This window comes from Pseudoclavibacter sp. AY1H1 (genome assembly GCF_002931055.1).
Taxonomy (GTDB): domain Bacteria; phylum Actinomycetota; class Actinomycetes; order Actinomycetales; family Microbacteriaceae; genus Pseudoclavibacter.
This window is the reverse complement of record NZ_PSXX01000015.1, coordinates 1-10,511: the sequence shown is the minus strand read 5'-3', so window position 1 is coordinate 10,511 and position 10,511 is coordinate 1. Positions and strand designations below refer to the sequence as shown.

Sequence of the window (10,511 nt, the reverse complement as noted above, 5' to 3'; positions counted from 1 at the left end):
AGCAAAGGACAGCAGAACCCATGACCAGTGCACGCCCCCTCGCCACGTACCTCGACCACACGCTCCTCAAGCCCGAGGCCACCCGCGCCGACGTCGAGGCCACCATCGCCGAGGCAGCGGAGCTCGGCGCCTACAGCGTCTGCCTCTCGCCCTCCGTGCTGCCCGTCACCCTCCCGAACGGCTCCGAGCTCAAGCTCACCGTCGTCTGCGGGTTCCCGAGCGGTCGCCACCAGAGCAACGTCAAGGCGCTCGAAGCGAAGACCGCCGTCGAGCAGGGAGCCGACGAGATCGACATGGTGATCGACATCGGGGCGGCGATCGACGGCGACTACGACTCCGTCGAGGAGGACATCCGCGCGGTTCGTGGCGCAGCACCGGCTCCGATCGTGCTCAAGGTGATCATCGAATCCGCGGCGCTCTCGGACGACGCCATCGTCGCCGTCTGCCGCGCGGCCGAGCGCGCCGATGCCGACTTCGTGAAGACCTCCACCGGGTTCCACCCCGCCGGTGGCGCCAGCGTGCACGCGGTCGAACTCATGAAGAGCACGGTCGGCGACCGGCTCGAGGTCAAGGCCTCCGGGGGTGTCAGGACGCGGGCTGAAGCGGATGCCTTCATCGCGGCAGGAGCGACCCGTCTTGGCGTCTCGGGCAGCCGAGCGCTGCTGAACGACGACGCCGAGTCCACGGCGCCTGCCGGGTACTAGCGTCCCCGACCCGTCCCGACAGCGGTGGCCAGTCGACGCTGGCCACCGCTTTGTCGGCGGTTCGTTGGACACTGGAGCCATGACACTCACGCCAGCCCAACTCGACCGTGCCCACGGCGCCGTGCTCGCCTCCGCCGTCGGCGACGCCCTCGGCTCCCAGTACGAGTTTGGGCCGCCGCTCTCGGACGACACACCCGTCGTCTACGGGGTCGGCGTCTTCGGGCACGGCGCGGGGGAGTGGACCGACGACACCTCCATGGCCATGCCGATCCTTCAGGCGCTCTCGGGCGGGGCATCCCTGAATGACCCGGCAACCCTCGCCAGCGTCGTCGTGGCCTGGCGCGAGTGGGCCCGCGACGCGAAAGACGTCGGCGCCCAGACCCGGACCGTGCTCTCCGCCCTCGAAGGAGACGTCACGGAAGATCGCGCTCGCGACGCCGCCCACGACGTGCACACGCGAGCCGGCCGCAGCGGCGGCAACGGCGCCCTCATGCGCACCGGCCCCGTCGCCCTCGGCCACCTCGCCGACGGGCAGGAACACGCCCTCGTCGAAGCCGCGACCCGCATCGCCGAGCTCACCCACTGGGAGAGCGACAACGCCGACGCCTGCGTGCTCTGGTGCCTCGGCATCCGCCACGCCATCCTCACCGGCGAACTCGACCTCCTCGGCCAGCTCGACGCGATCCCCGCCGAGCGTCGAGACCGCTGGCGCGCCTTCACCGAGGAAACCCTTGCACCCGGTGCGCATCCACGCGACTTCTCGCAGCAGAACGGCTGGGTCGTCCGCGCCTACCAGGGCGCCCTCGCGGCCCTCGCCGGAGCCAGCTCCCTCACGGACGCACTCGAACGGGCAGTTCGGGGAGGAGGCGACACCGACACCGTCGCCGCCATCGCCGGTTCCCTCGCCGGCGCGGTCCACGGCTCGCGGGCGCTCCCCGCAGCGCTCGTCGAGAAGGTGCACGGCTGGCCGGGCCTCCGCAGCGGCGACCTCGAAGCGCTCGTCGACGCCGCCGTGATCATCTAAAATAGAGATGTAAAACTGTTGGCAATATCTCCGTAACATATTCGAAACGAGGGGCCATGCGCTCACCAGGCCGCAGCGACGTCTCGCTCACGCAGCTCCGCTACTTCGTGGCGGCCGCCGAGCACGGCAGCATGACCTGGGCCGCCGACGAGCTGTTCGTCGCCCAGTCCGCCGTCTCCACGGCCATCGCCAACCTCGAGACGGCCGTCGGCGCGCAACTCCTCATCCGCCGCCGCGCCAAGGGGCTGCAGCTCACCGCGACCGGCGCCGACTTCCTCGTCCGCGCGCGCGGCATCCTCGCCTCCGTCGACGACGCCCTCGGCGCCCTCCGCCCCGAGAACACGGCCGGCCGCCTCACCGTCGGCTGCTTCCGCACCCTCGCACCCTTCTACCTGCCATCCGTCATCAGCGGACTCGCCGACGAGCATCCCGAACTCCTCGTCGACGTCACCGAGATGACCGCCGAGCAGGTCCCGGATGCGCTCGCCAGCCAGGCCATCGAGATCGCCCTCACCTACGACCTGGGCTTGGACGCCGCCGTCGAACGCGAAGTGCTCGCCGAAGTTCCCCTCTACGCGGCCGTCAGCGTGCACCATCCACTCGCCGACCGCGACAGCGTGAGCCTCGCCGAGCTCGCCGAGCTGCCCATGGTGCTCCTCGACATGCCCGTCAGCCGCGACTACTTCCTCCAGTGGTTCACGCGCGCCGGCCTCCGCCCCCACGTGCGCTACCGCTTCGCGAGCTTCGAGGCCGTGCGCGCCATGGTCGGGAGCGGGCACGGATTCACGCTCCTCAACCAGCAGCCGCGTGTCGCCTCCACCTACTCCGGCGGCGAACTGCGGCACCTGCATATCACCGACGACCTGCCGCCCCTCGAGCTCGTGCTCGCCCGCTCCGGAGGCTCGAGGCAGCTCACCAAGAAGGCCGAGCTCTTCGCCGCCCAGTGCAGGAAGTCAGTTGCCGAGCAGGATGCGACGGCGCCTCACGGCGCCTGGTAGACGACCACCCCGCCGACGTACGTGCGGCGCACGCTCGCCGAACCGTAGGCCTCGAGGTCGCTGAGGTCGGCGTCCACCCACACCAGATCGGCGAGGCGGCCGGCCTCGAGCCGCCCCGTCTCGCCCTCGAGCCGGTTCACCCAGGCCGCCTCCGCGAGGTACGCGTCCAGCGCGACCCCGAGCGGTAGGGCCTGCTCGCCGAGCAGCGGATGCGTGAGCACGCCGTCGCCGATCGCGTGCGGATCCTCGATGAGCCCCGTGCGCGTCACGGCCGTGCGACTCGACCAGAGCGGATTCGGCGTCGTCACCGGCCAGTCGCTGCCGCCCACGATGCGCGCCCCCGCACGATGCAGATCGCCGAACGGGAAATGCGTCAGCTCTCGCTCGGCGCCGAGGAGCGGCAGCTTGCGGTGCACGATCTCCTCGTCCCGTCGCGCCCACACCGCCGTGATGTTCGCCGCCACGTCGAGCTCCGCGAACCGCGCGATGTCGGACGGGTCGATCAGGTCGAGGTGCGCCACGTGGTGCCGATTCCCGCGGCGCCCATTGCGGCGGATCGCCGCCTCCACCGCGTCGAGCGCGTGCCGGGTCGCCGCGTCGCCGACGGCGTGGAAGTGCACCTGGAAGTCGGCCGCGTCGAGCGCCGTCGTCAGCTCGACAAGCGCCTCGGGGGAGAGGAAGGCGATGCCCACGTCTCCCGGGTGCCCCTCGAACGGCTCGAGCATCGACGCCGTGTGGTTCTCCACCATGCCGTCGATCATGACCTTCACGGTGCCCGCATCCACCCCCACCTCCGCGGCCTCCGCCCGGACGCGCTCGAAGTCGGCGATCTGCTCCACGCCACGCGCACGGTCCCACCACTGCGCGAGCACGACCCGCGCGGTCAGGCGGCCGTCGGCTGCGAGGCGCAGGTACGCGGGGAGCGGGTTCGGGCCGAGGTCGCTATCGCCGACGGCCGCGTCCTGCCACGCCGTGACCCCCACCGAGTGGAGCTCGTGCTGCGCGGCCTCGAGGGCCGCCTCGACCAGCGCCTCGTCGGGTGCCGGCATGAGGTGCTCGACCAGCGCGACCGCCGACTCCAGCAGCATGCCCGTCGGCTGGCCCAGTTCGTCGCGGATGAGGCGGCCGCCCTCCGGATCCGGAGTCGCCCTGTCGATCCCGGCGGCCCGCAATGCCGCAGTGTTCACCCACATGCCGTGCGCGTCGTGGCTGTGCAGCATGATGGGCCGCTCGTCGATGCCCTCCAGCTCGGCCGCCGTCGGGAACCCGCCCTCGAAGACGTCGCCGAACCAGCCGCCGCCCGTCAGCACCGGCGCCGTCGGGTTCGCGGCCGCATAGTCGGCGATGAGCCGCAGGTACTCGCCGCGGTCGTGCACGGGCTTGAGGTCGATGCCGAGCGATTGCAGCCCCGCGAGCAGCGGATGCACGTGCGCGTCCTGGAACCCCGGGAGCAGCGTCCCGCCCGCCAGGTCGACCAGGTGCGCGGCGGTCGGGAGCTCGCCGCCGTCGGGGATCACGTCGACGGTCCGGTCGCCGATGACCAGCAGCGACGCCCGCTCGAAGGCGCCCGAGCCGAGGTACAGCGTGCCGTTCGTGAAGAGGGTGGCGTCCATGGGGCTCCCGTCTCGCGCGGCCGCGGTGACCGACGCTCCTCGCCACACTGAGCACCGCATGTTTCGTATGCATTTCGCCGATATTGCTGGTCAATTGCATCTCTCTTTTGGATCTCGAGCTTCGAGTCTCGCTATTTGCTTGTCGCCCGGGACCTGCCGATTCTTGACCAAAGCCGCTCCCGGCGAATCCGTCCCGGAAGGACCCTCATGACCACCACCAAGAACGCACTCCGCACCGTGGGCGCTCTCGCGTTGAGCGCCGCGCTGCTCGCCACCACCGCCTGCACGGCGGACTCGGCAGCCTCGAGCGAAGGCGACGCGGAAGCCGTCGGGATGGGCATCCAGCCCTGGCTCGGCTACGGCCCCTGGTATATCGCGCAGGAGAACGGCTACTTCACCGACGCCGGCGTCGAGGTCGAGATCACGAACTTCATGAACGACGCCGACATGACCGCGGCCTTCGCCGCCGACCGCATCCAGGTCGCGAACGTCGCAAGCCACAGCGCGCTCCAGTTCATCGAACAGGGCCTCGACGTCAGCATCGTGCTGCTGCTCGACGCGTCCCTCACGGCCGACGCCATCCTCTCCGACGGCAGCGTCACCGACGTCGCCGACCTGGCCGGCCAGCAGGTCGCCTTCGAGGAAGGCTCCGTCAGCAACCTCCTCCTCGGCTACGCGCTGCAGGAGAACGGCCTCTCGCTCGACGACATCGAGCCCGTCCCCATGGACCCCTCCGAAGCGGCAACCGCGCTCATCGGCGGCAGCGTCCCCGTCGCCGTCACCTACGAGCCGTACATCTCCGAGGCCCGCTCCTCCAGCCCCGACATCACCGAGATCTACACGGCGGCCGAGAACGCCGGCCTCATCAGCGACGTCCTCGTCGTCGACAACACCTACCTCGCCGAGAACGGCGAGACCGTGCAGGGCATCGTCGACGCGTGGGGCCCCTCCATCGACTTCTACGAGTCGGACACCGACGCGGCGCGCGCGATCATCGCCGAGAACATCGGCAGCGACGTCGAGTCGCTCGACAGCGCCTTCGACGGCGTGCAGTTCTTCACCCTCGAGGAGAACGCCACCGAGCTCGGCGGCCACTACCTCGAGACCGTCCTCCCCAGCGTCGACAGCGTCGCCACCGACATCGGCATCCTCACGGGCGGCACCGACCTCCCCTCCGTCGTCGACCTCACCTTCGTCGGCGGCGAGTAGCCACCGGCACCCAGCACCCCCGGCACCAGTAGCCACCGGCGCACAGCAACCACAGGAGACCAGAGCCCCATGGCAGTTCAGAGCACGGCCCCGGTCGCGAGCACGCAGCCCGCGACCGGGGCACGCCGGAAGCCGGTCAGAGCACCGCTCACCAGGCGCCAGTACCTCATCACGTCCGTCATCACCTTCATCCTGCTGCTCGCGGCATGGACGGCGATCTCGACCAGCGGCCTCGTCCGCCCCCTCTTCCTGCCGTCGCCGATCGCGGTCACCGAGAAGCTCATCGACCAGGGCGTCAACGGCCAGCTCTGGTCGGACATCGCCGTCAGCACCTACCGCGTCATGGTCGGCTACCTCCTGGCCAGCGTCATCGCCGTGCCCATCGGCGTGCTCTGCGGCTCCATCCCGCGGGTCGAGGCCGCGATCGAGCCGATCATGGACTTCATCCGCTACATGCCGGTCGTCGCGTTCGTTCCGCTGACCATCCTCTGGGTCGGCACCGACGACTCGCAGAAGGTGCTCATCATCTTCCTCGGCACCTTCTTCCAGCAGGTGCTCATGGTCGCCGACGCCGTGCGGCGCGTGCCCATGTCGTACCAGAACCTCGGCGCGACGCTCGGCCTCAGCCGCACCAAGATCCTCATCCGCATCGTCTTCCCCTCCGCGCTCCCGCGCATCTGGGATGCGCTCCGCATCAGCCTCGGCTGGGCCTGGACCTGGCTCGTGGTCGCCGAGCTCGTCGCCGCGACCGAGGGCATGGGCTACCGCATCACGCAGGCGCAGCGCTTCCTCGAGACCGACCTCATCATCGGCTACGTGATCGTCCTCGGGCTCCTCGGCCTCCTCTTCGACCAGGTCATGCGCGGGCTCGGTCGGCGCTTCTTCCGCTACCTGAAGGGACGTGTCTGATGACCGTCGAAACCGCCCTCCGCGACCCCAAGGTCGTCGTCTCCGACGTCACGAAGCGCTTCGGCGAGGTGACCGCGCTCGCCGACGTCGACCTCGTGCTCGGCGACCGCGAGTTCGTCTCCGTCGTCGGCGCATCCGGATGCGGCAAGAGCACCCTGCTCTCCGTCATCGCGGGCCTCGAGGCGCCCACCTCCGGCACGGCGTCGCTCAGCGGCCACGAGATCCTCGGGCCGGGCCGCGACCGCGGCGTCGTGTTCCAGCAGGCGACGCTGCTGCCGTGGCTCAGCGCCATCGACAACGTCGTCTTCGCCCTCGACGGCGAGCCGGGCCTGACGAAGAAGCAGCGCATCGACCGGGCTCGGGACGTGCTCGACCAGGTCGGCCTGACGGGCTTCGAGTCGAAGTACCCAGCGCAGCTCTCCGGCGGCATGCAGCAGCGCGTCGCCCTCGCCCGCTCGCTCGCCTACGGCCCGGACGTGCTCCTCATGGACGAGCCGTTCGGCGCCCTCGACGCGCTCACCCGACGCACCATGCAGGAGCTGCTCACCGAGGTCTGGGAGCGCCACCGCATGACGGTCATGCTCATCACCCACGACATCGAGGAGGCCGTCTTCCTCTCCGACCGCGTCATCGCGATGACCCCGCGCCCCGGCAAGGTCGCGGCCGAGTACGCGATCGACCTCCCTCGCCCCCGCGAGGTCGACGTGCTCGGCAGCCCCGAGTTCCACGGCTACTACACGGAGATCCTCGACCTCATCCACCGCGGCTGATGACGGTGCCGCGGCCCGGCATACTGAAGAGATGTCACACGAAGCTGAAGCCGACCGCCGATGGATGCAGAACGCGATCCGGATGCTCGAAGCCGACGCCAACCGCAGCGCTGACACGCACCTGCACGTCTTCCCGCTGCCGCGCGAGTGGGGCATCGACCTGTACCTGAAGGACGAGTCGGTGCACCCGACGGGCTCGCTCAAGCACCGCCTCGCCCGCTCCCTCATCCTGTACGCCATCGTGAACGGGCAGGTGGGGCCGCGCACGACACTCGTCGAGGCGTCGAGCGGCTCCACAGCCGTGTCGGAGTCGTACTTCGCCCGGATGCTCGGCCTGCCGTTCGTGACCGTCGTGCCGCGAACCACGAGTCCGGAGAAGATCGAGCTCATCGAGTTCTACGGCGGCCGCTGCCACCTGGTCGACGAGCCACTGCAGGTCTACTCGGAGGCGGAGCGCCTCGCCGCCGACGTCGACGGGCACTACCTCGACCAGTTCACGAACGCCGAGCGCGCCACCGACTGGCGAGGGAACAACAACATCGCCGAGAGCGTCTACTCGCAGATGTCGCTCGAGCGCTTCCCCATCCCGAGCTGGATCGTCGTCAGCGCCGGAACCGGCGGCACCTCCGCCACCTTCGGTCGCTACGCCAGGTACTGCGGGCACGACACCCGCCTCGCGGTCGTCGACCCCGAGGGGTCGGCGTTCTACGAGGCCTGGAAGACGGGCGACCGCAGCCACGCGACCGGCCGGGGGTCCAAGATCGAGGGCATCGGACGCCCGCGCGTGGAGCCGTCGTTCATCGAGACGGTCATCGACGACATGATCCAGGTGCCGGATGCGGCCTCGGTCGCGGCGATCCGCGTGCTCCGCGAGAAGACGCAGCACTGGGCGGGCGGATCGACGGGAACGAACCTCGTCGGCGCGTTCCAGATCATCGCCCGCATGCTCGCCGCGGGGGAGCAGGGCAGCGTCGTGACACTCATCTGCGACGGGGGAGCGCGCTACGCGAACACGTACTACGACGATGCCTGGGTTGCGGCCCAGGGGTGGGACCTCGAGCCGCACCTCGAGCGGATGCACCGCTTCCTCGACACGGGCACCTGGGTCGACTGACTTGGCTGCGGCCGGTCAGACGACCTTCTTGACGACGCTCGACTTCAGCTGCATCTGCCCGAAGCCGGGCACCTTCGCGTCGATGTCGTGGTCGCCGACTCCGTCGGAGATGAGGCGGATGCCGTTGACCTTCGTGCCGACCTTGACGGTTCCGCCGCCCGCGCCCTTGACCTTCAGGTCTTTCGCGATCGTGACGGAGTCGCCGTCGGCGAGCACGTTCCCGACCGCATCCTTGATCGCCGGTGCCGCGTCGCTGTCGCGGTCGCGGTCGCTGCCAGCGTCGGCGTCGCCCGGCGCCCACTCGTGTCCGCACATCGGGCAGACCAGCAGCGCACCCATCTCGTAGGCGAGGTCGCTCGCGCATTCCGGGCACGGGGGCAGCTGCTCAGGCATCGAAGGTGGCCTCCAGGAGAACTCGCCGATCAGGGAACATCGACCACGTTAGGGCACCGGGCGGCCCGATCCCGCCGATCCCGCGTTGCGTGCGCAACCGTGCGAGTCCATTTTCTGGACAACTGTCCTAAACTTGCTAGGCTTGTGGTGTGCCAACGACCGCCACACCCCGCTCGCCCGACCCTCGTCCAGCCCGCACCCAGGCCGCGATCATCGACGCGGTCGAGCGCCTCTCGGCTCTCGGCGAGGAGGTCACCGTGCCGGCGATCGTCGCCGAAGCCGGCGTGAGTCGCTCGACGTTCTACACGCAGTTCCGCGACCTCGACGCGCTTGCCGTGCGCATCCTCACCGAGGTGTTCGCCGAGATCGAGGCGCTCGATTTGCGACTCCGCGCAGCCGCGACCCCCATCGAGACGGCGAGGGCGACCACGTCGCAGCTCGTCGCCGAGTTCGCGAAGCGGCGCACCCTCTACGCAGGGGTGCTCGGCAGCCGAACGACGACGGAGGCCCACCGGACGGTGCGCGCCGCGTTCGCCGACCAGGCCCTCGGCACCATGCAGCTCACCGTGCCGGAGGGCCTCGACCCGAAGGTCGCGGCCGACTACGTCGCCGGCGGCACGCTGGCCGTGCTCACCGCCTGGCTGCTCAGCGACGCCCCCGAACCCACCGAGCGCGTGCAGCAGCAGCTGCTCGCGCTCCTCCCGACCTGGCTCATCAACGAAGACAAGGACCCAACCTCATGACCCGTACCTACGTCGTCACCGGCTCCGCCTCCGGAATCGGCAAGGCCACCGCCGAGAAGCTCCGCGCCGACGGGCACACCGTCATCGGCGTCGACCTCAAGGGCGCCGACATCAACGCCGACCTCACGACCGCCGAGGGCCGGGAGGCGCTCGTCACCCGCGCGAGCGAGCTCAGCGGTGGAGTCGTTGACGGTGTGCTGGCCATCGCGGGCCTCGTCATCCCGGCCCCCGTCACCGTCGCCGTGAACCACTTCGGGGCCGTCGCGACCCTGGAGGGGCTGCGGCCGCTGCTCGCGAAGTCCGACGCGCCACGCGCCGCGGTCGTCGCGTCCCTCGCCGCCCTCGAGGAGGTCGACGGGCAGCTGCTTGATCTCATCGAGTCCGGCGACGAGGCCGCCGCCCTCGCCTACGCCGACTCGCTCGGTGCGACCGCCAACGCGACCGGCTCGTCGGTGCTCTACACGACCTCGAAGCTCTCCATCGCGCGCTGGGTGCGCAAGAACGCGCCGAGCGCCGAGTGGGCGAAGGCCGGCATCGCGCTCAACGCCGTCGCCCCAGGCGTCATCCTCACGCCGATGACCGCCGCGGCCCTCGAGACCGAAGAGGGCCGAGCGGCACTGGATGCTGGCGCCCCGGCACCCTACGGAGGCCCGGCCGCCGACCCCCGCCAGGTGTCCAACCTCCTCGCCTGGCTCACGAGCGAGGACAACGGCTACGTCACTGGCCAGATCATCTTCATCGACGGCGGAGCTGAGAGCATCCGCCGCCCCGAGCTCGTCTGACTGGCGGCCGCTCGCGTCGGCAGGCGTCAGCGGGCGTCGGCAACCGTCGCCGATAGGTCACTTTCGCACCGTGTGGAGCGCGCAGGTGGGGTGAAAGTGGCCCATCGTCGGTGGGCATATCCCACAGCCTCGCGTGTAGGTCACTTTCGCACCGTGTGGAGCGCGCAGGTGGGGTGAAAGTGCCCCATTGGCGGAGGCGGAGGCGTAGGCGAGGGCGGCGGCCTCGTCGCCGGACTCGATGAGATCAAGCAG

The 10,511-nt window shown here is 70.1% G+C and carries 11 protein-coding genes; 9 read left to right on the top strand and 2 right to left on the bottom strand.

Annotated elements, in window-relative coordinates; translation table 11 throughout:
- Positions 1–20: 20 nt before the first annotated feature.
- The 3 genes from deoC (at position 21) to C5E05_RS17510 (ending at position 2,726) form a co-directional block, all read left to right on the top strand.
- On the top strand, positions 21–704 hold the full coding sequence (gene deoC, locus C5E05_RS17520) for a deoxyribose-phosphate aldolase (RefSeq protein ID WP_104342660.1): 684 nt from the start codon (positions 21–23) through the stop codon (positions 702–704).
- A gap of 79 nt (positions 705–783) precedes the next feature.
- The gene (locus tag C5E05_RS17515; RefSeq protein WP_104342659.1) at positions 784–1,728 is read left to right on the top strand and encodes an ADP-ribosylglycohydrolase family protein; all 945 of its coding nucleotides are present in this window, start codon (positions 784–786) and stop codon (positions 1,726–1,728) included.
- A gap of 56 nt (positions 1,729–1,784) precedes the next feature.
- The gene (locus C5E05_RS17510) at positions 1,785–2,726 is read left to right on the top strand and encodes a LysR family transcriptional regulator (protein WP_104298416.1); all 942 of its coding nucleotides are present in this window, start codon (positions 1,785–1,787) and stop codon (positions 2,724–2,726) included.
- Here the strand turns inward: C5E05_RS17510 and C5E05_RS17505 are convergent.
- A complete protein-coding gene (locus C5E05_RS17505) occupies positions 2,711–4,339 on the bottom strand; it encodes an amidohydrolase (protein WP_104342658.1) in 1,629 nt (542 codons plus the stop codon). The two genes, C5E05_RS17510 and C5E05_RS17505, sit on opposite strands and share 16 nt — an antisense overlap.
- Before the next feature lie 207 nt (positions 4,340–4,546).
- Between C5E05_RS17505 and C5E05_RS17500 the strand changes: the two genes are divergently transcribed.
- The 4 genes from C5E05_RS17500 to C5E05_RS17485 all read left to right on the top strand — a co-directional run bounded on the left by C5E05_RS17500 (position 4,547) and on the right by C5E05_RS17485 (position 8,341).
- Positions 4,547–5,548 carry an ABC transporter substrate-binding protein gene (locus C5E05_RS17500; protein WP_104342657.1) on the top strand — a complete coding sequence of 334 codons (1,002 nt, stop codon included), beginning with the start codon at positions 4,547–4,549 and terminating at the stop codon, positions 5,546–5,548.
- Positions 5,549–5,617: 69 nt separating this feature from the next.
- Positions 5,618–6,457: an ABC transporter permease gene (locus tag C5E05_RS17495; RefSeq protein ID WP_104240538.1), complete on the top strand. Its 840-nt coding sequence runs from the start codon at positions 5,618–5,620 to the stop codon at positions 6,455–6,457.
- Complete coding sequence (locus tag C5E05_RS17490; RefSeq protein WP_104240539.1) at positions 6,457–7,227, top strand: ABC transporter ATP-binding protein; 771 nt, start codon at positions 6,457–6,459, stop codon at positions 7,225–7,227. The genes C5E05_RS17495 and C5E05_RS17490 overlap by 1 nt, the downstream gene beginning before the upstream one ends.
- A 31-nt stretch (positions 7,228–7,258) precedes the next feature.
- Positions 7,259–8,341, top strand: a complete 1,083-nt coding sequence (locus C5E05_RS17485; protein ID WP_104342656.1) for a PLP-dependent cysteine synthase family protein — start codon at positions 7,259–7,261, stop codon at positions 8,339–8,341.
- 15 nt (positions 8,342–8,356) lie between these two features.
- Here the strand turns inward: C5E05_RS17485 and C5E05_RS17480 are convergent, their stop codons facing one another.
- Positions 8,357–8,734: a zinc ribbon domain-containing protein YjdM gene (locus tag C5E05_RS17480; RefSeq protein WP_104342655.1), complete on the bottom strand. Its 378-nt coding sequence runs from the start codon at positions 8,732–8,734 to the stop codon at positions 8,357–8,359.
- Positions 8,735–8,883: 149 nt separating this feature from the next.
- On the opposite strand from C5E05_RS17480, the gene C5E05_RS17475 reads away from it, so the two are divergent.
- On the top strand, positions 8,884–9,477 hold the full coding sequence (locus C5E05_RS17475; RefSeq protein WP_104240542.1) for a TetR/AcrR family transcriptional regulator: 594 nt from the start codon (positions 8,884–8,886) through the stop codon (positions 9,475–9,477).
- On the top strand, positions 9,474–10,259 hold the full coding sequence (locus C5E05_RS17470) for an SDR family oxidoreductase (protein ID WP_104306158.1): 786 nt from the start codon (positions 9,474–9,476) through the stop codon (positions 10,257–10,259). The genes C5E05_RS17475 and C5E05_RS17470 overlap by 4 nt, the downstream gene beginning before the upstream one ends.
- Positions 10,260–10,511 lie beyond the last annotated feature (252 nt).

Coding starts and splice junctions, on each gene's coding strand:
- deoC (WP_104342660.1), top strand. CDS start 21: ATGACCAGTGCACGCCCCCTCGCCACGTACCTCGACCACACGCTCCTC.
- C5E05_RS17495 (WP_104240538.1), top strand. CDS start 5,618: ATGGCAGTTCAGAGCACGGCCCCGGTCGCGAGCACGCAGCCCGCGACC.
- C5E05_RS17500 (WP_104342657.1), top strand. CDS start 4,547: ATGACCACCACCAAGAACGCACTCCGCACCGTGGGCGCTCTCGCGTTG.
- C5E05_RS17515 (WP_104342659.1), top strand. CDS start 784: ATGACACTCACGCCAGCCCAACTCGACCGTGCCCACGGCGCCGTGCTC.
- C5E05_RS17485 (WP_104342656.1), top strand. CDS start 7,259: ATGTCACACGAAGCTGAAGCCGACCGCCGATGGATGCAGAACGCGATC.
- C5E05_RS17470 (WP_104306158.1), top strand. CDS start 9,474: ATGACCCGTACCTACGTCGTCACCGGCTCCGCCTCCGGAATCGGCAAG.
- C5E05_RS17490 (WP_104240539.1), top strand. CDS start 6,457: ATGACCGTCGAAACCGCCCTCCGCGACCCCAAGGTCGTCGTCTCCGAC.
- C5E05_RS17480 (WP_104342655.1), bottom strand. CDS start 8,734: ATGCCTGAGCAGCTGCCCCCGTGCCCGGAATGCGCGAGCGACCTCGCC.
- C5E05_RS17510 (WP_104298416.1), top strand. CDS start 1,785: ATGCGCTCACCAGGCCGCAGCGACGTCTCGCTCACGCAGCTCCGCTAC.
- C5E05_RS17505 (WP_104342658.1), bottom strand. CDS start 4,339: ATGGACGCCACCCTCTTCACGAACGGCACGCTGTACCTCGGCTCGGGC.